This is a genomic window from Pseudomonas fragi, assembly GCF_025426255.1.
GTDB classification, from domain to species: domain Bacteria; phylum Pseudomonadota; class Gammaproteobacteria; order Pseudomonadales; family Pseudomonadaceae; genus Aquipseudomonas; species Aquipseudomonas kulmbachensis.
The window spans coordinates 351107-376069 of the sequence record NZ_CP104861.1 but is presented as its reverse complement, the minus strand read 5'-3'; the positions used below and the strand labels follow the sequence as shown (position 1 = coordinate 376069).

General features: G+C 58.7%; 19 protein-coding genes. 14 read left to right on the top strand and 5 right to left on the bottom strand.

Going from position 1 to position 24963, the window contains the following annotated elements:
- Positions 1-3: 3 nt before the first annotated feature.
- Both N7D90_RS01825 and N7D90_RS01820 read right to left on the bottom strand, forming a co-directional pair.
- Positions 4-534 (bottom strand): 4-vinyl reductase, encoded by a 531-nt coding sequence (locus tag N7D90_RS01825; protein WP_261740635.1) that lies wholly within the window; start codon positions 532-534, stop codon positions 4-6.
- A gap of 87 nt (positions 535-621) precedes the next feature.
- Positions 622-1599: a dipeptidase gene (locus N7D90_RS01820; protein ID WP_261740634.1), complete on the bottom strand. Its 978-nt coding sequence runs from the start codon at positions 1597-1599 to the stop codon at positions 622-624.
- Positions 1600-1826: 227 nt separating this feature from the next.
- Here N7D90_RS01820 and N7D90_RS01815 point away from each other — a divergent pair, with 227 nt between their 5' ends.
- From N7D90_RS01815 to N7D90_RS01800, 4 genes are all read left to right on the top strand, one after another.
- The gene (locus N7D90_RS01815) at positions 1827-2228 is read left to right on the top strand and encodes a lysozyme inhibitor LprI family protein (protein ID WP_261740633.1); all 402 of its coding nucleotides are present in this window, start codon (positions 1827-1829) and stop codon (positions 2226-2228) included.
- A gap of 142 nt (positions 2229-2370) precedes the next feature.
- A complete protein-coding gene (locus tag N7D90_RS01810; protein WP_261740632.1) occupies positions 2371-2787 on the top strand; it encodes a DUF3010 family protein in 417 nt (138 codons plus the stop codon).
- Positions 2788-2887: 100 nt separating this feature from the next.
- The gene (locus N7D90_RS01805; RefSeq protein WP_261740631.1) at positions 2888-5884 is read left to right on the top strand and encodes an RHS repeat domain-containing protein; all 2997 of its coding nucleotides are present in this window, start codon (positions 2888-2890) and stop codon (positions 5882-5884) included.
- Between the two features lie 248 nt (positions 5885-6132).
- On the top strand, positions 6133-6390 hold the full coding sequence (locus N7D90_RS01800) for a hypothetical protein (protein ID WP_261740630.1): 258 nt from the start codon (positions 6133-6135) through the stop codon (positions 6388-6390).
- Between the two features lie 127 nt (positions 6391-6517).
- On the opposite strand, the gene N7D90_RS01795 is transcribed toward N7D90_RS01800, so the two are convergent.
- Together N7D90_RS01795 and N7D90_RS01790 are read right to left on the bottom strand one after the other, a co-directional pair.
- Positions 6518-7621: a GlxA family transcriptional regulator gene (locus N7D90_RS01795; protein WP_261740629.1), complete on the bottom strand. Its 1104-nt coding sequence runs from the start codon at positions 7619-7621 to the stop codon at positions 6518-6520.
- Between the two features lie 498 nt (positions 7622-8119).
- Positions 8120-9496: an L-serine ammonia-lyase gene (locus tag N7D90_RS01790; protein WP_261740628.1), complete on the bottom strand. Its 1377-nt coding sequence runs from the start codon at positions 9494-9496 to the stop codon at positions 8120-8122.
- Positions 9497-9844: 348 nt separating this feature from the next.
- Between N7D90_RS01790 and N7D90_RS01785 the strand changes: the two genes are divergently transcribed.
- The 3 genes from N7D90_RS01785 (at position 9845) to choV (ending at position 12878) form a co-directional block, all read left to right on the top strand.
- The gene (locus N7D90_RS01785; RefSeq protein ID WP_261740627.1) at positions 9845-10789 is read left to right on the top strand and encodes a choline ABC transporter substrate-binding protein; all 945 of its coding nucleotides are present in this window, start codon (positions 9845-9847) and stop codon (positions 10787-10789) included.
- Positions 10790-10857: 68 nt separating this feature from the next.
- Positions 10858-11703, top strand: a complete 846-nt coding sequence (choW, locus tag N7D90_RS01780) for a choline ABC transporter permease subunit (RefSeq protein ID WP_261740626.1) — start codon at positions 10858-10860, stop codon at positions 11701-11703.
- Positions 11700-12878, top strand: a complete 1179-nt coding sequence (gene choV / locus N7D90_RS01775; RefSeq protein ID WP_261740625.1) for a choline ABC transporter ATP-binding protein — start codon at positions 11700-11702, stop codon at positions 12876-12878. The genes choW and choV overlap by 4 nt, the downstream gene beginning before the upstream one ends.
- Positions 12879-12989: 111 nt before the next feature.
- Here choV and N7D90_RS01770 read toward each other — a convergent pair whose 3' ends face one another.
- Entirely contained in the window at positions 12990-14927 is a 1938-nt protein-coding gene (locus tag N7D90_RS01770; protein WP_261742359.1) for a BCCT family transporter, read from the bottom strand.
- A gap of 476 nt (positions 14928-15403) precedes the next feature.
- Here N7D90_RS01770 and betI point away from each other — a divergent pair, with 476 nt between their 5' ends.
- From betI to mdtD, 7 genes are all read left to right on the top strand, one after another.
- Entirely contained in the window at positions 15404-15997 is a 594-nt protein-coding gene (gene betI, locus N7D90_RS01765) for a transcriptional regulator BetI (RefSeq protein WP_261740624.1), read from the top strand.
- 108 nt (positions 15998-16105) lie between these two features.
- Complete coding sequence (betB, locus tag N7D90_RS01760) at positions 16106-17578, top strand: betaine-aldehyde dehydrogenase (RefSeq protein WP_261740623.1); 1473 nt, start codon at positions 16106-16108, stop codon at positions 17576-17578.
- Positions 17579-17727: 149 nt separating this feature from the next.
- Positions 17728-19431 carry a choline dehydrogenase gene (betA, locus tag N7D90_RS01755; RefSeq protein ID WP_261740622.1) on the top strand — a complete coding sequence of 568 codons (1704 nt, stop codon included), beginning with the start codon at positions 17728-17730 and terminating at the stop codon, positions 19429-19431.
- Positions 19432-19724: 293 nt separating this feature from the next.
- A complete protein-coding gene (locus N7D90_RS01750) occupies positions 19725-20420 on the top strand; it encodes an RraA family protein (protein ID WP_261740621.1) in 696 nt (231 codons plus the stop codon).
- 164 nt (positions 20421-20584) lie between these two features.
- Positions 20585-22027, top strand: coding sequence for a TldD/PmbA family protein (locus tag N7D90_RS01745; RefSeq protein ID WP_261740620.1), 1443 nt, complete (start codon positions 20585-20587; stop codon positions 22025-22027).
- Positions 22027-23364, top strand: a complete 1338-nt coding sequence (locus N7D90_RS01740) for a TldD/PmbA family protein (RefSeq protein ID WP_261740619.1) — start codon at positions 22027-22029, stop codon at positions 23362-23364. The genes N7D90_RS01745 and N7D90_RS01740 overlap by 1 nt, the downstream gene beginning before the upstream one ends.
- 137 nt (positions 23365-23501) lie before the next feature.
- Positions 23502-24932, top strand: coding sequence for a multidrug transporter subunit MdtD (mdtD, locus tag N7D90_RS01735; protein WP_261740618.1), 1431 nt, complete (start codon positions 23502-23504; stop codon positions 24930-24932).
- Positions 24933-24963: the final 31 nt, after the last annotated feature.

Sequence of the window (24963 nt, the reverse complement as noted above, 5' to 3'; positions counted from 1 at the left end):
GACTTACAACGGCTTGACGATAAACAGGCCGTGGTCGTGGCCCTCTTCCGATCCGCTATAGACCTGTTCGGCCACGGTGCGGATATCACTGCCTCGCGCCTGCAGGATCTGGTCCATGGCACCCGCAAACCAGCCGGTAAACATGTAGTCGACCTTACGCCCGACCTTGCCGTACACATAGACGAAGCACGAGTGTTCGAGCTTGATCGTGGCGGTGCCTTTGTCGAGGTCAATATCCTGGATCTTGAACAGGCCCCACCCGCGCTGTGACAGGCGTTTCATGTAGTGCTCGAACACCGCGACGCCTTCTATGCCATGGCATTCGGCTTCTTTTTCACACCAGTGCCAGGCGGATTTGTAGCCGGCCTTGTAGAGGATTTCGGCGTAGGCATCGCTGCCCAATACCTCTTCAATGCCCATGTGGTTGTTGACGAAAAAATGGCGCGGTACGTAGAGCATCGGCAGGGCGTCAGAGGTCCAGACGCCGGTTTCGCTGTCGACTTCGATAGGCAATTGCGGGGCGATTTTAGCCATGGAATCAAACTCCAAAAATTCGGTAGGTATTCATTTCGCCCCTCACCCTGCCCTCTCCTGGGGGGAGGGTTGGGTGAGGGCGTGGCGTTATTCGCCCCAGACGTCCTTGAGCACGTTGACCCAGTTTTCGCCCATGATCTTGCGGACCACGCGCTCGGGGTGACCGCGTTTGAGCAGGGTTTCGGTAAGGTTCGGGAACTCGCCCACGGTGCGGATGCCCAGCGGGTTGATGATCTTGCCGAAGCTGGTCAGACGCCGGGCATAGCCTTTGTCGTGGGTCAGCATTTCGAAGAAGTCCTGACCGTGGCCCTGGGTGAAATCGGTGCCAATGCCGATCGAGTCCTCACCGACGATATTCATCGTGTACTCGATGGCTTCGGCGTAGTCGTCGATGGTCGAATCGATGCCCTTGGCCAGAAACGGCGCGAACATGGTCACGCCAACAAAGCCGCCGTGGTCGGCTATAAACTTGAGTTCAGCGTCGGATTTGTTGCGCGGGTGTTCTTTAAGGCCGGACGGCAGGCAGTGCGAGTAGCAGACCGGTTTTTTCGATTCCAGGATTACCTCTTCCGAGGTTTTCGAACCAACGTGAGACAGGTCGCACATGATCCCGACGCGGTTCATTTCAGCCACCACTTCGCGGCCAAAGCCCGAGAGCCCGCCATCACGTTCGTAGCAGCCGGTGCCCACCAGATTCTGGGTGTTGTAGCACATCTGTACCACGCCAACCCCGAGCTGCTTGAAGATCTCGATGTAACCCAGCTGGTCTTCAAATGCATGGGCATTCTGGAAGCCGAAGATGATCCCGGTCTTGCCCTGCTCCTTGGCGCGGCGAATGTCGGCAGTGGTCTTGACCGGGATCACCAGATCGCTGTTGTCGCGAATCAGGGTCTGGCTGGCAACAATGTTATTGATCGTGGCCTGAAAACCTTCCCATACCGACACGGTGCAGTTGGCAGCAGTCAGGCCGCCCTTGCGCATGTCTTCGAACAGTTCGCGGTTCCATTTGGCAATGATCAGCCCGTCGATAACGATGCTGTCTGCGTGCAACTCGGCTGGGCTCATCAGGCGTCCCCTTATTGGCATTTGCTGCGCCGAATCGTCTGCCGGCGCTTTGGGCCAGCATAGGCCCGGGGTCAAAACCAGCCGGGTGCAAAAGCGACAGCGCAATTGCCGAAAGCGTCAATCCGCGACAAAGCGCGCAACGCCAATCTTATGCCCTGTGTTACGTGACTGTTATTTGGCCGACGCTTAAGCCAGAATCCATCCCAACTATGGATTAGGAAGCCGCAATGAAATCGATTCTCCTGGCCTTGGCGTTGATCTCCAGCGGTGCCTACGCAGCCGATGATGCCGACTACAACCCGTGCGATGCGGTAGAAAACGACCAGCAAACCCTGGCGTGCTCGCTGTTCAGCAAGAATGCTGCCGAGCAGTTGTTGACCGAAAACTACGAAGCCCTGCAGGAGCGCATGACTTCGCTGTACGGCAGTAACGCGACCCAACTCAATAACATCCTAAGCAAGATCAAGACCGCTCAGGCCCTGTGGTTGCACCAGCGAGACGCCGACTGCGCGATTGCCGTGTTCCCCGCCACCGCCGGTACTGAAACATTCAACATCGCCCAGAACGACTGCATGGCACGCATCAGCGACGACCGTTCAGAGTTTCTGGAATCGATCGGGCAGCAGTGACCCACGCTTTTTTGTAGCCGCTGCCGCAGGCTGTGATCGAGCCAAAAGGGACACGCTTTTTCAGGAGTGAAGGTCCTTCGGCCCTTATCGCAGCCTGCGGCAGCGGCTACAGGCTTTACATCCGCCCCAGGAAACGATTTATATGACTATTTGCGGTATCGAAATCAAAGGCAGCGAAGCCATCTTTGCCCTGGCCACCCAGGGCGCAAACGGCCTTGAGCATGTGGCCAATACCACCAAAAAAATTGCCCTGGACGACGATGACGATGCCGCCAACGTCAAAACCTTCGCCAGGCAGATTGCAGCCTTTGTGAAGGCCAACGCCATCACTCGCATCGCGATCAAAAAACGCAGTAAAAAGGGCGAATTCGCCGGTGGCCCGACCACCTTCAAGATCGAAGGCATTATCCAGTTGCTGGACGATTGCGAGGTGCTGCTGCTGTCCCCGCAAACCCTTAACGCACAGTACAAAAAACACGCCTTCGAGTTGCCCGCCTCGCTGAACAAATATCAGCATGAAGCGTTCAAGGCGGCGTGTGCGGCGTTGCTGAAGCGATAACCCGCCAGGCATTCAGATCTATACGTCTGTTATTTCTGACAGTACCCAACTCTTCAATAAAAGCTCAGCGTTACGATTCATCGTTCCACGAGTAACGTTTATGAAGAGTTCCCTTCATGAAGCGACGCCCAACCTTTCGGTTATCGACCCTCGCGGGCTGACGATCCGTGGCGTTGCCTATCATCGTGCCGTTATCCAACAGCCCCCTGAAGCACGCGTGACCCGCCAGGTTTTCGACGCAGCGGGGCGTGTGGTGGCTCATCGTGATCCCCGCTTTGCAGCGACCTCAAGTGCCCCGAACCTGACCACGGTTTTCTCGCTGTCCGCTCGGCCGCTGCTGAGCAATAACGTCGATGCCGGGTGGTGCTTGAGGCTGTTTGGAGCGACGGCAGAGATTCGTTGTGAATGGGATGGCCGACATAACCAACGCCTCAGCGAGTACGACGACTTGCTGCGGCCCGTGGCGATCATTGAGCAGACTGGAAATGCTCCACCCTGTGTAACCGAGCGTTTCACCTACGCTGATTGCAGCTCGTCGTTCGCAGCTCATAACCTGTGTGCAAGCCTGATTCGCCACGATGATCCGACAGGTTGCCGGACCTACGCTGACTACGGTTTGCTGGGCCAGCCCCTGGCCCAGACACAATGTTTTTTGAGTGATCCGGTAGCGCCTGACTGGCCGCAATCGCTGAGCGGGCGCGAGGCTCTGCTCGAACGCGATGACCAAGGTGTTGCGCAGACCTACACCACGCGATGGCAATACAACGCGCTGGCCACGGTGCTAAGTCAGTGCGATGCATTGGGTAATACCCAGTCCTTTCACTACGACATCGCCGGGCAATTGGCGTTAACCAGTCTCAAACCAGCGGATCAAAGCAGCACCACGCTGCTGCTTCAGGACCGGTCCTATAACGCCTTTGGCCAAGTGCAAAGCGAGACCTTCGGCAATGGCGTCAGCGCCACGGCAATCTACTCGCCGGTTGATGGCCGCTTGCAGCGACTGCGCGCGGTGAAAGCCAACAAGGTGCTGCAGCACCTGAGCTATACCTACGACCCGGTGGGTAACGTCATGAGCATCGAAGATGCGGCGCAGCCAACAGACTGGTTCGCTGGCGAGCAGGTCGACCCGGTGAATCGATATGTTTACGACACCTTGGGCCAACTTGTTCAGGCCAGCGGCCGCGAGAGTGTGCTGGCAGGCATCCAGCCGGGCTTGCCTGGGCTGGTCCTGCCCGGCGGGGGTGATGCCAGCCGGTTGCGCAATTACACCCAGACATTCAGCTATGACGCGGCGGGTAATCTGCTGAGCCTGAAGCACGGTCAACTGCCACAACGAACGATGAAAGTAGACGCTCTCAGCAACCGCAGCCTGTATCAGGTCGATGCCAGCAACCCGCCAGATATCAGTAACAGTTTTGATGCCAACGGCAACCTGCTGCACCTTGCGGGGGCGCAACACATGCACTGGGATGTGCGTAATCAGTTACAGCGCGTGACGCAGGTAGTGCGTGAAGACGCCACCAACGACGATGAAGTGTATGTGTACGGCGCGGGTGGCCAACGCCAGCGCAAGATACGCGTACAGCAGGTCAGGGCCGTCGAGCATGTGGCGCAAGTACGTTATTTGCCGGGGCTGGAGATCAGAACCAACTCGGCGACGGGTGAAGTGCTGCACGTCAGCACGCTGCAGGCAGGGCGCATCCACGTCAGGCACCTGCACTGGTCAGCCCATCGCAAAGTGTCACCGGCCCCGCAATGGCGTTATGGCTTGGGCAATCACCTGGGCAGCAGCACGCTGGAGCTGGATGACTTGGGAGATGTAGTCAGTCATGAGGACTATTACCCCTTTGGCGGCACCGCCTGGTGGGCAGCCCGAAATCGGGTCGATGCCAGCTACAAGGTGATCCGCTACTCAGGCAAAGAGTGCGATGCGAGCGGTTTGTATTACTACGGCTTAAGGTACTACGCACCCTGGCTACAACGCTGGATCAACCCGGACCCGTTAGGTGCAGCGGACGGTCTGAATCTATTTGCCATGGTGCATAACAACCCCATTGGGTATGTCGACGTGCAAGGGGCGTTCGCTACACCCTGCCAAATTGCGCAGGCCGCTTGTGCGGGCGCGACGCGCGACGGTGTTGCCACTGTGGTGGCGGCAACCGCACGCTATTTTAGCGCCGAACAACTGAGTGGCCTGCCTGTGAATACCGCGAATATCACTGCAATGACTGTAGGCGGCGCAGTATCAGGGGGTATGGCTGGCCTGTATGTGGGAGGAGGCTTGGGGGCAAATTTAGTGGCTAACAGCCGGTTTCGTGACTCCAGAGCGGCCTTGTGGGCAGGGGCCGCTGTAGGTGGCCTGCTGGGTGCCGCTGCCGGGGCCGCCCCTTCAATCCTGGGTTACTTCAGTGCCATGAGCAGCTTGGGTACTGCTGCACCCAGCCATAACAAGATCGCCATTAGCCAGATCGGTGCCACAGTCAACGCCATGACCCGCGAAATCCTGCAGCAAGCCTCTGCAGAGCTCGGCCCAAGGATTGCCTGGAGTGAACGACCCAGACTGGCAGGCGTTGCTGGCGCAGCGGTCACCTATGGCTCGGGGCTTGCTGGCATAGGTGCCGTTGAGCATCTGGTGCCTAAAGCCGTAAGCAGTATTGCAGGAGGTATGGCTGGAGAGATGATTGATTCTGCGGGAGGGACTGTTACTCGAGGCTTGCACTCTGATGCAAAGTTCGTTTCCGGGACTAACCAGTTAACCAACCCATTTCAGGCCGACAAGTACATAGGCACCTTGCACGGAATTGCGACACGAACAGCCGTGGCGGCCGCCACGGCGATCCTGAACATAGGTGTTGCCCAAACGGGGCTGGACTCTGGCTCACAGCTCGGGGCCATCGTAAACAGAACACTGGGAATGGTCGGTGAAGGACGAGTCCTGACCGGTTCATATGTGCAGGATGGCACTGAAGCGTTGGGATTTTCAGGGGCTGATGTTAATAACGACCCTGCAACGATGTATCCACGTAACAAATGGAGCTTGTCAAACCAAATGCCATTGGGAGTCAGTGGGAAATTTACGCCGAGTTGTAACGTTTAAAGTGCACAAAAAAGCCCCGAATCTACCGTGACAGATTCGGGGCCAAGTGTGCGTGATGCCGAGACGGTGACCAAACCATCGAGGGTGTTGCTGAGTTCAGTGTGCCCAGCCGGGCATACCGGCACTTAGTCAAAAACGACCTGCAATTAGGCGTGTCGGACATATCGCCAAACCGGCCTTGCCCACTGACCAAAGCCCTACCAGAATCAAACTTCGATCGCGCTTCGTTGATAGAAGGATAAAAAGACATGATGCACGCGGATTTGATTGATGAGCAGGACCTGCTGGGCCAACTGCGCTCGCTGGGCTTTGAGGTGTCAGGCACGGCTGAACAAGCATGCTCTGCGGCGGTGTGTGGATTGAACGAGGCCAATGCTCGCGCACTCAAGGGTCTGGTGGAAAAACTCTACACCGGCAGCGCAACCATTTTGCCCGCGGTGCGCCAGGCCATTGACCAGCAGTTGCTGCCGGGGCTGGTGCAGTTCCAGCAGAGCAAAGCAGTCTGACTCAACTGAATATGTAGCCGCTGCCGCAGGCTGCGATAAGGGCCGCGGGACCTTCGCTTTTAATATCAAAAGCGGGCCGCTTCGCAGCCCATCACAGCCTGCGGCAGCGGCTACAGAAAGCTGAGTTCTAGAGCCTGACACTCGCAAAGGTCGACTCGTTGCGCGCCTGGTTCAAGGCAGACATCGGCCCTGCCAACGGAGCCAGCAACAGTGACTGCGGAATCTGCACCAGCGTGGTTTGCTGCGCGGTATTGGAACCTACGCGCTCGTCCCGTGGCGGAATGCCGAAGTATTCGCGGTAGCACTTGGAAAAGTGCGGCGTGGACACAAAGCCGCAGACCGCCGCCACTTCGATAATCGACATCGGCGTCTGCTTGAGCAACTGCCGCGCCCGCACCAGCCGCAGCTTGAGGTAGTAGCGCGATGGCGAGCAGTGCAGGTACTTCTGAAACAACCGCTCGAGCTGACGTCGCGACACGGTGACGTACACCGCCAGCTCATCGAGGTCGATGGGTTCTTCGAGGTTGGCTTCCATCAGCGCGACGATTTCCTGCAACTTCGGCTGGTTGGTGCCGAGCATATGCTTGAGCGGCACGCGCTGATGATCCTGCTCGTTGCGAATGCGTTCATACACAAACATTTCAGAGATGGCCGCCGACAGTTCGCGGCCATGATCGCGACTGATCAGATGCAGCATCATGTCCAGCGGCGCAGTGCCGCCCGAACTGGTGAAACGGCTGCGGTCGAGGGTGAACAGGCGCGTGCTCATGACAACCCGCGGAAAGGCTTCCTGCATGGAAGCCAGGCACTCCCAATGCACGCTGCAATCAAAACCGTCGAGCAAGCCCGCATACGCCAGGGCCCAGCTGCCAGTGCACACAGCGCCCAAACGACGGGACTGGCGCGCCTGACTTTGCAGCCATGAAACGTGTTCGCGGGTGACAGTGCGTTGAATGCCGATACCGCCACACACGATGACCATGTCCAGCGCCGGAGCCTTGTGCATGCTGGCGTCGGGGGTGACCTGCAGGCCATCGCTGGCCCATACCTGGCTGCCATCTGCGCTGAGGGTGCTCCAGCGATACAACTCACGGCCCGATAACTGGTTGGCCATGCGCAGGGGTTCAATCGCGGAAGCCAGGGAAATGAGCGTGAAATTGTCCAGCAGCAGAAAGCCGATGGATTGAGGCGTACGGTTCTGGGGTTGGACCCCGGAGTTGAACGACGTCATCGCGGTATCTCCTCACACAAAGCGGGTGATGGCCCCAGGCACGGGCTCTTGTTTTTACCCTCGTTTCACGGGGCTTTGTGATCACAACGCAATTGCCATGCCTAAACTTGAATAGGTATTCAATAAAGCCTGAAAACGACGTCGCAAAGAGTCTGGATGGGCCATGTCAAAACAGTGGCTAAACAGGTACGCACCAGCTTGAGCGGGCGCTGTTGAGCACATTGGTATCACTTGTGGGAAGCGGCTAGAAACAGAGCCGTAATGGAATGTCACGAAAAGTACGAGTGCGCCAAAAGAGGTCAGCGTGCGCTTAAAAAGTGCTCGCCTGCGTAGCAGCTGACGAGCGGAGCGAGGCTGCGTTCGGCGGCGCAGCCGTCGTAAGATCAATGCTTAATGCGTGCCAGACACACCCCATAATCTGGTTTACGACCGCTTCGCGCTCGAACGCAGCCTCGCTCCGCTCGTCAGCTGCTACACAGGGTGCATACAGCTCGCCTATCAGCATTCCACCGCACTGACCGCCAGACCGCCCCGTGAGGTTTCCTTGTATTTGTCGTGCATGTCGGCGCCGGTGTCGCGCATGGTGCGGATCACCCGGTCCAGGGAAATAAAGTGCTGACCGTCACCACGCAAAGCCATTTGCGCGGCGTTGATCGCCTTGACGGCGGCGATGGCGTTGCGCTCGATACACGGCACTTGCACCAGCCCACCCACCGGATCGCAGGTCAAACCCAGGTTGTGCTCCAGGCCGATTTCGGCGGCGTTGCACAACTGCTCAGGCGTGGCACCGAGGATTTGCGCCAGCCCGGCAGCCGCCATCGCGCAGGCCGATCCGACCTCGCCCTGGCAACCCACTTCCGCCCCGGAAATCGACGCGTTCTTTTTGCACAGAATGCCGATCGCCGCCGCGCTCAACAGGTAATCAACGACATGGGCTTCGCTGACTTCATCGCTGAATTTCATAAAGTAGTGCAGTACCGCCGGGATGATGCCCGCAGCGCCGTTGGTCGGTGCCGTCACCATGCGCCCGCCCGCAGCGTTTTCTTCGTTGACCGCCAATGCAAACAAGTTGACCCATTCCATGGCACTCAGGGTGGAGCCGATCACGTTGGGCTTGCCCAGTTCCTGCAAGCTGCGGTGCAGGCGGGCTGCGCGGCGACGCACATTCAGGCCGCCAGGCAGGATACCTTCGTGTTTCAAACCTTGCTCCACGCAGTCCTGCATGGCGCGCCAAAGCTTGATCAGGCCGCTGCGAATTTCGTCTTCACTGCGCCAAATACGTTCGTTGGCCATCATTAATGCGGCTACGCTCAGATGGTGTTTAGCGCATAACTCGAGCAACTCAACGGCGCTATTGAAGTCGTAGGGCAGTTCGGTACGGTCCATGTCCAGCACGCCGCTGGCCGCTTGTGCCGCGTCCACCACAAAACCGCCGCCCACCGAGTAATAAGTATCGCGGTGCAGTTCGCCACTTTCGGTTTCAGCGATCAGGGTCATGGCATTGGGATGGAACGGCAGGTTTTCGTCGATCAGGCGCATGTCTTGCGCCCATGCAAACGGAATCGGTAGATGGCCGTCCAGGAGTAGCGTGTGGCTTTGAACAAGCTCGGCGATGCGCGGGCCGATCTGTGCCGGGTCGATTGCATCCGGCCATTCGCCCATCAGGCCCATGATCACCGCATTATCGCTGCCGTGACCAATACCGGTAGCCGACAGCGAACCATACAGCTGTACTTCGATGCGGCGTACCTGTGGCAGCTGTTCGCGCTCGCGCAAGCCCTGCACAAACAGCGCGGCCGCCCGCATCGGGCCTACGGTATGTGAACTGGAGGGGCCGATACCGATCTTGAACAGGTCAAACACGCTGATAGCCATGAGCACGAACCTTGAGGATGTGTGCCCGCATCATGGGGGGTTTGCGATCTGCAAAAACGTCCAGCTGCGACCCGCCTTTGCCTGCCAGCGCCCATAGGGTGCAGATGCATGAAAAAGGCAGTTTTTAAGCATCATTCGTCTAGATACGACCTTGCAGGTATCAGATACGACTCTGCCTGTACTGGATGCGACTCCCCCTGTAGGCGTTTGATTTTCGCTGTTACATGATCAGTCCTGACTCGATTGCAAGATGCCTTGGCCACACGCCTGCCGGGCATCGCCCAACCGCAACTGATACATGCGGCTTTTCGATCGAAAACCGCCACCCAGACACCCAGGAGTCGCCCCATGAAAGGTTCCCCATTGTTGTTGGCTGCATTGTTGAGTCTGCCCGTCATCACCCAGGCCGCAGAACCTGCGCAATGCAGCACCGTCAACTTCTCGGATGTCGGCTGGACCGACATCACCGTCACCACCGCCGTCACCAGCGAAGTACTCAAGGCCCTCGGTTACAAAACCAAGACCACCATGATTTCAGTGCCGGTCACTTACAAGTCGCTGGCCGATGGCAAGAACATGGACGTGTTTCTAGGCAACTGGATGCCGACCATGGAAAACGACATCAAGGCCTACCGCGACGCGGGCACTGTCGAGACCGTGCGGGCCAACCTGGAAAACGCCAAATACACCCTCGCGGTGCCCCAGGCGCTCTATGACAAGGGGCTCAAGGACTTCTCCGACCTGCCAAAATTCAAGAAGGAACTGGACGGCAAGATCTATGGCATCGAGCCGGGTAACGACGGCAATCGCATGATCCAGTCCATGATCGACAAGAACGCGTTCGGCTTGAAAGACGCGGGCTTCAAGGTGGTGGAATCCAGCGAAGCCGGGATGCTGTCGCAAGTCGATCGCGCTCAGCGCCGTGGCACCGAGGTGGTGTTCCTGGGATGGGAACCGCACCCGATGAACACCCGCTTCAAAATGAAATACCTCACCGGTGGCGATGATTTCTTCGGCCCCAATTATGGCCAGGCAACCATCTACACCAACACTCGCAAGGGCTACAGCGAAGAGTGCAGCAACGTCGGTCAACTGCTGAAGAATCTGGTATTTACCCTGGACATGGAAAGCACCCTGATGGGCAAGGTTCTGGACGACAAGATCAAGCCTGACGTGGCCGCCAGGGCCTGGCTCAAGCAAAACCCGCAAGTGCTCGAAACCTGGCTAACGGGCGTGACCACCATTGATGGCAAACCTGGGCTTGCGGCCGTTCAAGCCAGCCTCGCGAAGTAATCGCGGGCGCCAGGCGGCATGCCCGTCTGGCTCCGTTTCAATTCCCCTGCATGCGGACGTTTATTACCATGCTGATTGATCAAAAAATCCCTCTGGGCCAGTACATCGCAAGGTTTGTCGAGTGGCTGACCCAAAACGGCGCCAGCACCTTCGACGCTATTGCGCTGACACTTGAAACGATGATCCACGGCGTGACCTTTGCGCTGACCTGGTTCAACCCGTTTGTATTTATCGGGCTGATTGCCCTGCTCGCGCACTTTATTCAGCGCAAGTGGGGGCTCACTGTTTTTGTGGCGCTGTCGTTTCTGCTGATTTTCAACCTGGGTTATTGGCAAGAGACGATGGAAACCCTGGCCCAGGTGCTGTTCGCTACCTTTGTGTGCGTGATCATCGGCGTGCCGCTGGGGATACTCGCGGCGCACAAACCGATGTTCTATACCTTTATGCGGCCAGTGCTCGACTTGATGCAGACCGTGCCCACCTTCGTTTACCTGATCCCTACCCTGACCCTGTTTGGCTTGGGTGTGGTGCCAGGATTGATATCCACCGTCGTGTTTGCGATTGCCGCACCGATCCGCCTGACCTACCTGGGCATTCGTGATGTGCCCCATGAGCTGCTTGATGCCGGCAAGGCCTTTGGCTGCTCACGGCGCCAACTGCTCACCCGTATTGAACTGCCCCACGCCATGCCGAGCATCGCCGCCGGAATCACCCAATGCATCATGCTGTCGCTGTCGATGGTGGTCATCGCAGCACTGGTAGGGGCTGATGGGCTGGGCAAACCCGTGGTCAACGCACTGAATACAGCCGACATCGCCCTGGGCTTTGAAGCCGGGCTCGCGATTGTATTGCTGGCCATCATGCTCGACCGAATCTGCAAGCAGCCAGAAGCCAAAGCAGGAGCTGACGCATGAGTATTATTCGCTTCGACAAGGTCGACGTCATTTTCGCCAAAGACCCGCGTGAGGCACTAAGCCTGCTGGATCAAGGCCTCTCGCGGGATCAGATCCTGAAAAAAACCGGGCAGATTGTCGGTGTTGAAAAAGCCAGCCTGGACATCGAAAAAGGTGAAATTTGCGTGCTGATGGGCCTGTCCGGCTCGGGCAAGTCCAGCCTGCTGCGCTGTATCAACGGGCTCAACACGGTCAGCCGTGGCCAGTTGTATGTGGAACATGAAGGCAAGCAGATCGACATCGCATCATGTACCCCCGCTGAACTGAAGATGATGCGCACTAAACGCATCGCCATGGTGTTTCAGAAATTCGCTCTGATGCCCTGGCTGACGGTGCGCGAGAACATCAGCTTCGGCCTGGAAATGCAGGGCCGCCCCGAGAAAGAACGGCGTACGCTGGTGGATGAAAAGCTGGAGCTGGTGGGCCTGACTCAATGGCGCAATAAAAAGCCCGATGAGCTGAGCGGCGGCATGCAGCAACGGGTCGGACTGGCGCGTGCACTGGCGATGGACGCCGATATTCTGCTGATGGACGAACCCTTTTCGGCCCTCGATCCGTTGATCCGCCAAGGCCTGCAAGACGAGCTGCTGGAACTGCAACACAAGCTGAACAAGACCATTGTATTTGTTAGCCATGACCTTGATGAAGCGCTCAAGCTGGGCAGCCGGATTGCGATCATGAAAGACGGCAAGATCGTGCAGTACAGCAAGCCGGAAGAGATCGTGCTCAACCCTGCCGACGACTATGTGCGCACTTTCGTCGCCCATACCAACCCGCTGAACGTGCTGTGTGGCCGCAGCCTGATGCGTACGCTGGACAACTGCAAACGTATCAACGGCTCGGTGTGCATTGATCCGGGGGATGACTCATGGATTGATCTGGCGGAAGGCAACACCATCAAGGGTGTCCGCCGGGGAGCGGGAGTACTCGACCTGCAGCACTGGCACAGCGGCCAGGCAGTAGAAGGTCTGGGCCGTGGGCCGACCCTGGTGGACAGCAACATTGGCATGCGCGACGCGCTGCAAATCCGCTACCAGACCGGCAACAAACTGGTGCTGCACGACAACCAGAAAGTGGTGGGGATACTAGGTGATACCGAGTTGTATCACGCGTTACTAGGCAAAAATCTAGGGTAACTCACTACCCTGTGGGAGCGGGCTTGCTCGCGATGGCATCAGCGCGGTGCATCGGATACACCGCGCCGCTTGCATCGCGAGCAAGCCCGCTCCCACACGAGGTCTCAGTTCTTAGCTATAAACCCTGCCAAGGAGCTGGCGATGGCTTTCAAACTGATCGAGCACATCACGGCTGATTTGCTCCTGGGTGAAGCCCATCAGGTCGTAATCCTGGTTGCCGTTGTGCAGATACACCTCGGCCCGGTAGTAACGACTGCGCACTTCATCCTGATCAGACCCGCTCGGAGCGGCCAGATAACCGTCCAGGCTGACTTCGTAGACAAACGGATTGCCCTCTTCCATCTCAATCCGCACGCCCATGCAACGCTTGGCGCTGCCCAGCAGGGTTTGCACGTCCAGGCCCTGGCTGCGCAGTTGCACCGCCGCGTCTTCCAGTGCCGGAGTCACGTGTTTGTCCATAAAGCGCTGCACCACCGCCTGGGTCGGTTGCAGATCTTGTGCAGTCAAGCGCTCGCTGAAACCACGACGGCCACGGGCAGCCAGTTCAGCTTGTTCCTGTTCAATCAGGGTGTCCTGACGCATCGCTTTGTGCAGGCCAAACATAAACAGGATCAACACCACCGAGAACGGCAGGCCAGCCAGCACCACCATGGTTTGCATGGCAGCAAAGTTACCGGCAAACAGCAGGCCGATGGTCACCAGCGTGATCACCGCCGACCAGAAGATCCTTAACCAGTGCGGCGCGTCTTCGTCTACATCACCGCCTTTGCACGACAGGTTGGCCATCATCACCGCGCCGGAATCCGCAGGGGTCAGGAACAGCACAAAGCCGACAAAGATCGACACACCAATAACGATTTTCGACGCGGGGTAATGCTCAAGCAGTTGGTAAATCGCCATCGACGGCTGTTCAAGCGCCGTTTTCCCCAACTCGACTGCACCCTGGTTAACCACCAGATCCAGTGCCGAGTTACCGAAAATCGACAACCAGGCCAAAGTGAAACCCAGCGGGATCAGCAACACGCCTGCGACCAGCTCACGCACCGTACGACCACGGGAAATACGCGCAATAAACATACCTACGAATGGGGCCCAGGAAATCCACCATGCCCAGTAGAACAGAGTCCACAGACCCAACCAGCCCTCAGTCTTTTTGCTATCGCCTACGTACACGTACAGGTCGAAGGTTTTCATCACGATACCGTTGAGGTAATCGCCGGTGTTTTGCACCAGACCGTTGAGCAGGTGCAGGGTCGGGCCGAACAGAAGCACGAAAATCAGCAAGCCGCTGAACAGCACGATGTTCAGGTTGGACAGGCGACGGATACCATTCTCAACACCCGACACCGCAGCGATGGTGGCTACGGTACTCATCACGATGATCACAATCAGCAGGTTGGTATTGCTGTGTTCCATGCCGAACAGGTTCTCCAGCCCCGACGAAACCTGCATCGAACCAATACCCAGGTTGGTCACCAGACCGAGCAGCGTCACGAACATGCCAAAACCGTCTACCGCATGGCCCGCAGCACCCTTGACCCAACGTTCGCCCATCAACGGGTACAACGCCGAGCGCAGCGCCAGCGGCTGGTTGTGACGATAGGCAAAGTAGGCCACGGCCAGGCCGACCAGTGCGTAAATCGCCCAGCCATGCAGGCCCCAGTGCAGGAAAGTCAGCTGCAACGCCTGACGCGCTGCCTCATGGCTGCCCGACACGCCTTCAGGCGGGTTGAAGTAGTGGTCCAGCGGCTCGGAAGCGCCGAAGTACAGCAGCGAAATACCGATACCGGACGAGAACAGCATCCCGGCCCAAGCGCCATAGCTGAAATCCGGAGTGTCCTGCTTGGTACCCAGTTTCAATTTGCCGTAGGACGAAAATGCCAGGCCGACCACAAAGATCAGGTAAGCGGCGATCACCACCATGTAGTACCAGCCGAAGCTGCGCGACAGCCATTCCTGGGCAATGCCCAGGACACGGCCCGCTTCTTCAGGGGCGATGATCAAGATAGCAGTCAGCAAAAGTATCAAGGCAGTGGAGGTGTAAAACACCCAACCGTTGACCGTCACCTTTTGCGGTGGGGTCTTTATAAGAGAGGCAGAACTCATTGCACGGGTGCTCCAGGGAGTGCGAGACAAGGACTTAAGGCAACGCACCACTCGACCAAAGGGTTGGATTACGACCAACGGTCGAGTGATATAAAGACACCGCTAAAAAACCGGACCGCTCACTCAGACAAATGCAGTCTGTGGGAGCGAGCCTGCTCGCGAAGGCTTAAAGGGCACCGCGCCTATTCCGTTAGCGTGCGTATTGTTAGCGACCTTCGCGAGCAGGCTCGCTCCCACAGGGGTCTCGGAGCTTTTACCGTGTCGATTTGCGCCATTCATGCGTAGGAAAACGACATAAATCGCGACGATTTGTCGCAGAGCTTATTCTTTGTTGATTGAACGTTCAATCAAAACAAAATAGACTGGCTGCCGTTCAGTGATGTTTATGCACTGCTCGCCGGCCCAAGGAGATATGCAAAATGCCCAAGGTCGGTATGCAACCCATACGCCGCCAGCAGTTGATCGAAGCCACGTTGACGGCTGTCGATCAGGTCGGGATGGCAGATGCCAGCATTGCGCTGATTGCCCGTCTGGCCGGCGTGTCGAACGGCATCATCAGTCACTACTTCAAAGACAAGAACGGTCTGATTGCCGCCACCATGCGGTACTTGATGAACGTTTTGATCGACAACGTCACCGAACGCCGCCAGGCGTTGAGCGATGGCAGCCCACGGGCTCATCTGCAGGTGATTGTCGAAGGCAACTTCGACGCCAGCCAGGTCAGTGGCCCGGCGATGAAAACCTGGCTCGCCTTCTGGGCTGCCAGCATGCACCAGCCGTCTTTGCACAGATTGCAGCGGATCAACGATCACCGCTTGTACTCCAATCTGTGCTGCCAATTTCGCCGAGTTCTGCCGCAGGCCCAGGCCCGCAATGCAGCACGCGGCCTGGCAGCTCTCATCGATGGTCTATGGTTGCGGGGTGCCCTGTCGGGAGATTCTTTCGACACCGAGCAGGCACAACGCATCTGCTACGAATATATGGATCTACAACTGGCGAAACAGGTGAGTTAGGCCTCAATCAATGCTTAACCCCTGAACTGTCGTGAGTTTGAGTTGCCCCAATCAGATGGCAACCGACTTACGGCCAACGCCAACCACTTATGCACTTGCGAGGATTTTATGGCCCGTTTCGAACTGCAAAAACTCTACATCGACGGCGGCTACACCGACGCCGGTAGCGACGCTACTTTCGATGCCATCAACCCGGCTAACGGCGAAGTCCTCGCTCAAGTGCAACGCGCTACCAAAGAAGACGTCGAGCGCGCCGTTGTCAGCGCTGAAAAAGGCCAGAAGATCTGGGCTGCCATGACCTCCATGGAGCGTTCGCGCATCCTGCGTCGCGCCGTTGAAATCCTGCGCGAGCGCAACGATGAGCTGGCCGCCCTGGAGACCCTGGACACCGGCAAGTCGTACTCCGAAACCCGTTACGTGGACATCGTCACCGGCGCCGACGTGCTGGAATACTACGCAGGCCTGGCGACCGCCATTCAGGGTGAGCAAATCCCGCTGCGCGACACGTCGTTCGTTTACACCCGTCGCGAGCCGCTGGGCGTTGTGGCCGGTATCGGCGCGTGGAACTATCCGATCCAGATCGCTCTGTGGAAATCCGCACCTGCACTGGCTGCCGGTAACGCAATGATCTTCAAGCCAAGCGAAGTCACGTCTCTGACCACGCTGAAGCTGGCTGAGATCTTCACTGCTGCCGGCCTGCCGGACGGTGTTTTCAACGTTCTGACCGGCAGCGGCCGTGAAGTCGGCACCTGGCTGACCGAACACCCGCGCATCGAAAAAGTCTCGTTCACTGGCGGCACCGACACCGGCAAAAAAGTAACCGCCAGCGCCACCAGCTCTTCCTTGAAAGACGTCACCATGGAATTGGGCGGCAAGTCGCCACTGATCATTTTTGACGACGCCGACCTCGATCGCGCCGCTGATACCGCGATGATGGCCAACTTCTACAGCTCGGGCCAGGTGTGCACCAACGGCACTCGCGTGTTTATCCCGACTGCAATGAAAGCCGCATTCGAAGCCAAGATTCTGGAACGCGTTGCACGCATCCGCATCGGCAACCCGGAAGATGAAAACACCAACTTCGGCCCACTGGTCAGCTTCGCTCACATGGAAAGCGTGCTGGGCTACATTGCCAAGGGTAAAGAAGAAGGTGCCCGCGTACTGTGCGGCGGCGAACGTCTGACCGAAGGCGACCTGGCCAAGGGTGCATTCGTGGCACCGACCGTGTTCACCGACTGCACTGACGAAATGACCATCGTCAAAGAAGAAATCTTCGGCCCGGTGATGAGCATCCTCACCTACGACACCGAAGAAGAAGTGATCCGCCGCGCCAACGACACTGAGTTCGGTCTGGCTGCTGGCGTCGTGACCAAGGACCTGAACCGCGCTCACCGCGTGATTCATCAACTGGAAGCGGGCATTTGCTGGATCAACGCCTGGGGCGAGTCCGACGCAAAAATGCCGGTGGGCGGGTACAAGCAGTCGGGCATCGGTCGTGAAAACGGCATCAGCTCGCTGGCCCAGTACACCCAGATCAAATCGGTCCAGGTTGAGTTGGGCGACTACGTGTCGGTGTTCTAAACCGACTGCCCATACAAACCCTGTGGGAGCGAGCCTGCTCGCGATTCAGGCGACGCGGTGCATCCGTTGCACCGCGCTGATGCAATCGCGGGCAAGCCCGCTCCCACAGGGTCAGGTTTGATCTGACACAACTAAAGAGGGTGCATTTTATGTCCCAAGAATTCGATTACATCATCATTGGTGCCGGCTCTGCCGGTAACACCCTGGCGACCCGTCTGACTGAAGACCAAGGCGTCACCGTGCTGCTGCTTGAAGCTGGCGGCCCGGACTACCGTTTCGATTTCCGCACGCAAATGCCTGCGGCGCTGGCGTTCCCGCTGCAAGGCCGTCGCTACAACTGGGCCTTCGAAACCGATCCTGAACCACACATGGACAATCGCCGCATGGAATGTGGCCGTGGCAAAGGTCTGGGCGGCTCGTCCCTGATCAACGGCATGTGCTACATCCGCGGTAATGCGATGGACTACGATGGCTGGGCAAAACTGCCAGGCCTCGAAGACTGGGATTACCTGAACTGTCTGCCGTACTTCCGTAAAGCCGAAACCCGCGACATCGGCCCCAACGACTACCACGGTGGCGATGGCCCGGTCAGCGTGACCACGCCAAAAGCCGGGAACAACGTGTTGTTCCACGCCATGGTCGAAGCAGGCGTACAGGCCGGTTACCCGCGCACCGAAGACTTGAACGGCTACCAGCAGGAAGGTTTCGGCCCGATGGACCGTACCGTGACGCCTAACGGTCGTCGCGCCAGTACCGCCCGCGGTTACCTGGACACCGCCAAGAAGCGCTCGACCCTGACCATCGTCACCCACGCCCTGACCGACAAGATCGAATTTGAAGGTAAGCGCGCTGTTGGCGTTTCCTACATGGTTGGCGACAGCGACACCCGAATTCTGGCCAAGGCCCGCAAAGAAGTCCTGCTGTGCAGCGGCGCAATCGGTTCGCCAACCGTGCTGCAACGCTCTGGCGTCGGCCCGGCCGAACTGCTGAAAAGCCTCGACATTCCAGTGGTCCACGACCTGCCGGGTGTTGGCCAGAACTTGCAGGATCACCTTGAGCTGTACTTGCAGTACGCGTGCACCCAGCCGGTGTCGCTGTACCCGTCATTGCTTTGGTACAACCAGCCGGCCATTGGCGCAGAGTGGATGTTCCTGGGCAAAGGCATTGGCGCCAGTAACCAGTTCGAAGCCGGTGGTTTTATCCGCACCCGCGAAGAATTCGAATGGCCGAACATTCAGTACCACTTCTTGCCGGTAGCGATTAACTACAACGGCAGCAATGGTGTGAAAGAGCACGGCTTCCAGGCGCACATGGGTTCCATGCGCTCGCCGAGCCGTGGCCGGATCAACGTGAAGTCCAAGGACCCGCGTGAGTACCCAAGCATCCTGTTCAACTACATGGCTGCCGAGCAGGACTGGCAGGAATTCCGTGATGGCATCCGCCTGACCCGTGAAATCATGCAACAGCCTGCGCTGGATGCGTACCGTGGCCGCGAAATCAGCCCCGGCATCGACAAGCAGACCGACGAAGAGCTGGATACCTTTATCCGCGAACACGCCGAGACCGCTTTCCACCCATCCTGCTCGTGCAAGATGGGCACCGACGAGATGGCTGTGGTCGACGGCGAAGGCCGTGTGCATGGCATGCAGGGTCTGCGTGTGGTCGATGCGTCGATCATGCCGTTGATCACCACCGGTAACCTCAACGCTCCGACGATCATGATCGCCGAGAAAATCGCCGACAAGATCCGTGGCCGCCAGCCACTGCCGCGCAGCACTGCCGACTACTACGTCGCAGGCGATGCTCCGGTACGTGGCAAGCCACTGCGTGAAGTGAGCCGTACCGCGCAGTAAGCACCATTCGTAGCAGTTGACGAGCGGAGCGAGGCTACGTCCGGCGGCGCAGCCGTCGTAAATTCAGGTTACGCGGTTCTTCTGAAGAATCGCGCACTCTGGTTTCACGGTCGCTTCGCAACCGGACGCAGCCTCGTTCCTTCGGCAGCTGCTACGAATTTTGTGTAACTCTTTTGTTTCATCTTGCCCCGCTTGCCCCGGCCTCAACGCAGGCCTACTCTAGTGCCTCGTTTCGCGCCTCACCCCCCCCGCCCCACCCGACATGCCAGCCCTGCCTGGCCAAGAGGTTTTCTATGTTTGATGTTGTCTCTTCGAGCAAATGGCCGACCGGCTTTCTGATTAATCCAAACGCAGAACCTCTCGATCCAAAATGGCTCACCGAATTCAGCAAAATCCCTGCCGCCGCTGTCAGCGACTGCCTGGGCCGTAACGTTGGCGGTCTGGGCCTCAAGCCGTTCCACGGCTCGCGCCCAATGCTGGGCAGCGCCCTGACTGTACGTGTGCGCCCGGGCGACAACCTGATGATCCTTAAAGCCATGCAAATGGCCCGCCCTGGCGATGTGCTGGTAATCGACGGCAGTGCCGACCTGACCCGTGCCGTATTCGGCGGCATCATGCGCGCCATGGCCCTCAAGGCCGGGATTGTCGGCGTGGTGATCAACGGTGCTCTGCGCGACCTCGACGAATGGCAAACCGGTGAACTGCCGGCCTACGCTATCGGCGGCGTCCACCGCGGCCCAAGCACTGACGGCGGCGGCGAAATCAACGTACCGATCTCGTGTGCCGGGATGCTGGTAATGCCCGGCGACCTGATGATCGGCGACGGCGACGGCGTAGTCGCAGCCTCGCGTACTGAACTGCCGGAATTGCTGATCCGTTGCCACGACCTGCTGGCCCGCGAACAAGCAACACTCAAGGCAATTGAGGCCGGCACCCTGGACCCTGATCGCTTTGACGCTATCCTGCGCGCCAAGGGTTGCCCGGTTTAAAGCTAAAAGCCCCTCAGCTCAACCCTCTCCCAGAGGGAGAGGGAGCTGACCGAGTTGATGCTGGATTCAACGCTGTTCTTTGAGATCACTCCCCCAATCGGTCCCCTCTCTCTCCGGGAGAGGATTAGGGCGGGGGCTGTTGGCTCTAACAAGGAGGTCTGTGCATGTTCGATTTTTACCCTCAGCTCAAGCAGCGCTTTGGCGCGCTGCGCACCCGGGCCGAGTTCTTTTCGCTGCGTTACGTACGCGAGTCCGGGCAATACCTGTCGGTACGCAAGAACGTCGCAGAACCTCCTTCATTCAGTCACGACCAGGGCGCCATGCTCACGGTGCGGCTCAAGGGTGTCGAAGCCTACGCCGCCACCAATGACCTGTCGCAAGCCGGTCTGCAGGCCGCCCTCGAACGTGCCGAAGCCCAGGCGCAACTGATCGCCGCCCACGCCCTGCTCGATCTGAGCCAGGAGCCGGTGTCTCACGAGCGCGCCGACTATTACTCGCCCAATCTCGATCAGGCTTTCCCGTCACTCAGCGACTGCTTTGAGCTGCTTGGCGCCGAATCGGCGGCCGTGCCCAAAGACGAGCGACTGGTGAGCTGGGACGTTTCGCTGGGCCTCAACCACGTCGAGCAAATCTATCTCAACAGCGCAGGCGCCGAGTTGCGGCGCGCCCAGCGCTTTGTTTACCCAGGCATGAGCGTCACCGCCTATGACGGCAACGACAGCCAGAGCCGCAGCCTGGGCCGTGAGAACTTTGGCCAGCAGGGCGGCGCCGATGTGATCAGCCGCTGCGGGCTGATCGGTGCCGCGCCCAAGGTCGCTGATCAGGCCCTGCAATTGCTGCTGGCGCCTAATGCCCCGGCGGGTAAACGCGACCTGCTGCTGATGCCCGACCAGATGATTTTGCAAATCCACGAATCCATCGGCCACCCGCTGGAGCTGGACCGCATTCTCGGTGACGAGCGCAATTACGCGGGCACCAGCTTCGTCAAGGCCAGTGACTTCGGCAGCCTGCAATATGGCTCCCAATTGCTCAACGTAACCTTTGACCCGGACATCCCTGAGCAACTGGCCAGCTACAGCTTCGACGACGACGGTACCCCGGCCCACAAGGAATTTCTGATCCGCGAAGGCCTGCTGTTGCGGCCATTGGGCGGTGCCCTGTCGCAGTTCCGTTCGGGCCTGGACGGCGTAGCCAACAGCCGCGCCTGCAGCTGGAACCGGCCACCGATTGATCGCATGGCCAACCTCAATATCGAACCCGGCGACCAGTCAATGGCCCAGCTGATTGGCGGTATCGAGCACGGCATCCTGATGGCCACCAACCGCTCCTGGTCGATTGACGATGCGCGCAACAAGTTCCAGTTCGGTTGTGAATGGGGCCAGTTGATCGAGAACGGCGAACTCAAGGGTGTGGTCAAAAACCCCAACTACCGGGGTATTTCCGATCAGTTCTGGCGCAACCTCAGCGCCGTGGGCGACGCCAGTACCTTAAAGGTGCTGGGCACGCCGAACTGCGGCAAGGGCGAGCCCAATCAGGTGATCCGCGTGGGCCATGCATCGCCTGCGTGTGTATTCAGTCAAATTGATGTGTTTGGAGGCGATGCCTGATGAGTACCCCATTGAGTCAGGCCGAGCAGTTCAAAGCGTTGGTGGAGTGGCTGGGCAAAGCGATCCGTTCGCCTGAGCAATTCACCCTGGGCTACAACGCCGAAGCCTCGGAATTTATCCGTTTCAACAAGGGTAAAGTGCGCCAGGCCGGGCTTGTGCAGCAGGCCAGCCTGAGCCTGAAATTGATCAACGACGGTCGCCACGCCGATGTGAGCCTCACCTTGGCGGGCGAGTCGGACGTCGACAAACAGCGCTTGGCCGAGGCCTTGCAGCAACTGCGCGAAACACTGCCGCTGTTGCCCGCCGACCCGTATTTACTGCTTAACCCGCAGCCGTGGAACAGCCATAACGTACAGGGCCAGCCTCTGCCGGACACCGCCCGGGTACTGGAGGAAATCCACCGCGCAGCCAAGGGCGTCGATCTGGTCGGCTTTTATGCCAGCGGCCCCATCAGCTACGGCTATGCCAGCTCCGAAGGTGCGTTTGGCTGGCATCAGGCCAACAGTTTCAACTTCGACTGGAGCCTGTTTCACAGCAATGGCCAAGCGGTCAAAGCCAGCTACGCCGGAGCCGACTGGGACAGCGAGCGCTTCGCCCAGCGCATGCAGCTGGCCCGTGAGCAACTGAGTTTTCTCGATCGCCCGCTGCATGCCTTGGCACCCGGTGAATACCGTGCCTACCTGGCCCCGGCGGCACTGGAAGAAGTGATGAGCATGCTGTGCTGGGGCGGTTTCTCGGCACAGGCGCTGGCCAGTAAAGCCAGCCCGCTGCAAAAGCTCTATGCGGGTGACGCACAACTGAGCCCGTTGGTGTCTTTTGACGAGCAGGTCAGCCAGTCCCTGAGCCCGGCGTTTTCCGGCGAAGGGTATCCGCGTCAGGACTTGTCGCTGGTCAAGCACGGCCAGTCCAACCAGCAACTGGTGGGCTCGCGCAGCGCTGCCGAATATGGACTTGAGGTCAACGGCGCGCCATGGGGTGAAGCCCCTAGCGCACTGGCGATGGCTGCGGGCACGCTGGAACAGGCCGATATCCTCAAGCAATTGGGCACCGGGCTGTATATCAGCAACCTGTGGTACTTGAACTACTCGGACCAACCGGCGGCACGTCTGACCGGCATGACCCGCTTTGCCACCTTCTGGGTCGAGAACGGCGAGATAAAGGCCCCGGTCAACACGATGCGCTTCGATGACAGCGTCTATAGTCTGCTGGGATCGCAACTGGAAGCGCTGACGGTTGACCGTGAGTTGTTGCTGTCGGCCAGCACTTACGACCAGCGCCAGACCGCATCGAACCTGCTGCCGGGGGCGTTGGTTAAAAAGCTCACATTAACCCTGTAAGCATCGCCACCGATCAATAGTGGGAGCGGGCTTGCTCGCGATGCGGCGCCCGGATTTTTCAGGTAAACCGCAGCGATTCAATCGCGAGCAAGCCCGCTCCCACATTGGATTTTTGACAGTTCATGAAAAGAGGTCCTATGCCCGCACGCCCGGTTCTGAGCCCTGAAACCCTGCGCTGGTTGCCGTGGGTGGTGGCCATCGCGTTTTTCATGCAGTCACTCGACGGCACCATCCTCAACACCGCCCTGCCCGACATGGCCAGCGACCTGAAAGAGAACCCGCTGCGCATGCAAGGCGTAATCGTTGCCTACATGCTCACCGTGGCCCTGCTGATTCCCGCTTCAGGCTGGATCGCCGACCGTTTCGGGACCAAAAAAATCTTCTTCGGCGCCATCCTGCTGTTCAGTTTTGGCTCATTGCTTTGCGCCTTGTCCAGCACCCTCAACGAGCTGATTGGCGCACGTATCGTCCAGGGCCTGGGCGGTGCCTTGATGCTGCCCATCGGGCGACTGGTGGTGCTCAAGGCTTACCCGCGCTCGGAACTGGTGCGGATCATGGGCTTTATCACTATCCCCGGCCTGCTCGGCCCACTGATCGGCCCGACCATGGGCGGCTGGATGGTGCAATACCTGAGCTGGCACTGGATCTTCCTGATCAACCTGCCCGTAGGCGTCCTCGGTTGCTGGGCGGTGTGGCACTTCATTCCGGACTTGCGCGGCAGCGAGCGCACCCGTTTCGACGGCGTGGGCTTTGTACTGTTTGGCGCGGCGATGGTGTTTATCACCATTGCGATGGAAGGCTTGGGCGAATTGCACATGCCGCACCTGCGCGTGATGTTGCTGCTGTTCGCCGGGATGGCGTGCCTGGCGGCGTACTGGCTGCGGGCCGGCAATATCAGCAACCCGCTGTTCTCACCGGTGTTGTTCAAGACCAAGACGTTTGCAGTGGGCATCCTGGGCAATTTATTTGCTCGTCTGGGCAGCGGCGCCCTGCCGTTCCTGGTGCCTTTGCTGCTCCAGGTCGCGCTGGGCTATTCCCCATCGCAAGCCGGGATGAGCATGCTGCCGCTGGCCGCAGCCGCCATGCTGGCCAAGTGGATTGCGCGACCGCTGATCGAGCGTGCAGGTTATCGCACCGTGCTCACCGCCAACACCTTTGCCCTGGGTCTGATGCTGGCCAGCATGGGGCTGGTCACCGAACACACGCCTTACCCGCTGTTACTGTCAATGCTGGCAGTTTTAGGCGCGATCAACTCATTGCAGTTCACCGCGATGAATACCGTGACCCTGATCGACCTCGATGATGCCAGCGCCAGCAGCGGCAACAGTTTGCTGTCGGTAGTTGCACAATTGTCCTTGAGCCTGGGCGTGGCTTGCGCCGGGGCCTTGCTCGGCGGTTTCACCGGAGATGGCGGCAGCGAGGGGGTAGACACGGTGCTCGGAGCGTTCCAGCTGACCTTTCTGTCGGTCGGGATCATGGCAATGCTGGCAGCGGCAATTTTCCTGCAACTGTCACCGCAGGACGGGCGTAAACCCAAGGCCAACTCGGAGCACGAGCTGGAACATTAAGCGGCTTTATAAGCAGAACTGGATGACATCT

Coding starts and splice junctions, on each gene's coding strand:
- N7D90_RS01825 (WP_261740635.1), bottom strand. CDS start 534: ATGGCTAAAATCGCCCCGCAATTGCCTATCGAAGTCGACAGCGAAACC.
- N7D90_RS01740 (WP_261740619.1), top strand. CDS start 22,027: ATGAGTACCCCATTGAGTCAGGCCGAGCAGTTCAAAGCGTTGGTGGAG.
- N7D90_RS01810 (WP_261740632.1), top strand. CDS start 2,371: ATGACTATTTGCGGTATCGAAATCAAAGGCAGCGAAGCCATCTTTGCC.
- betI (WP_261740624.1), top strand. CDS start 15,404: ATGCCCAAGGTCGGTATGCAACCCATACGCCGCCAGCAGTTGATCGAA.
- N7D90_RS01820 (WP_261740634.1), bottom strand. CDS start 1,599: ATGAGCCCAGCCGAGTTGCACGCAGACAGCATCGTTATCGACGGGCTG.
- betB (WP_261740623.1), top strand. CDS start 16,106: ATGGCCCGTTTCGAACTGCAAAAACTCTACATCGACGGCGGCTACACC.
- N7D90_RS01800 (WP_261740630.1), top strand. CDS start 6,133: ATGATGCACGCGGATTTGATTGATGAGCAGGACCTGCTGGGCCAACTG.
- betA (WP_261740622.1), top strand. CDS start 17,728: ATGTCCCAAGAATTCGATTACATCATCATTGGTGCCGGCTCTGCCGGT.
- mdtD (WP_261740618.1), top strand. CDS start 23,502: ATGCCCGCACGCCCGGTTCTGAGCCCTGAAACCCTGCGCTGGTTGCCG.
- choW (WP_261740626.1), top strand. CDS start 10,858: ATGCTGATTGATCAAAAAATCCCTCTGGGCCAGTACATCGCAAGGTTT.
- N7D90_RS01805 (WP_261740631.1), top strand. CDS start 2,888: ATGAAGAGTTCCCTTCATGAAGCGACGCCCAACCTTTCGGTTATCGAC.
- N7D90_RS01815 (WP_261740633.1), top strand. CDS start 1,827: ATGAAATCGATTCTCCTGGCCTTGGCGTTGATCTCCAGCGGTGCCTAC.
- N7D90_RS01790 (WP_261740628.1), bottom strand. CDS start 9,496: ATGGCTATCAGCGTGTTTGACCTGTTCAAGATCGGTATCGGCCCCTCC.
- N7D90_RS01750 (WP_261740621.1), top strand. CDS start 19,725: ATGTTTGATGTTGTCTCTTCGAGCAAATGGCCGACCGGCTTTCTGATT.
- choV (WP_261740625.1), top strand. CDS start 11,700: ATGAGTATTATTCGCTTCGACAAGGTCGACGTCATTTTCGCCAAAGAC.
- N7D90_RS01745 (WP_261740620.1), top strand. CDS start 20,585: ATGTTCGATTTTTACCCTCAGCTCAAGCAGCGCTTTGGCGCGCTGCGC.
- N7D90_RS01795 (WP_261740629.1), bottom strand. CDS start 7,621: ATGACGTCGTTCAACTCCGGGGTCCAACCCCAGAACCGTACGCCTCAA.
- N7D90_RS01785 (WP_261740627.1), top strand. CDS start 9,845: ATGAAAGGTTCCCCATTGTTGTTGGCTGCATTGTTGAGTCTGCCCGTC.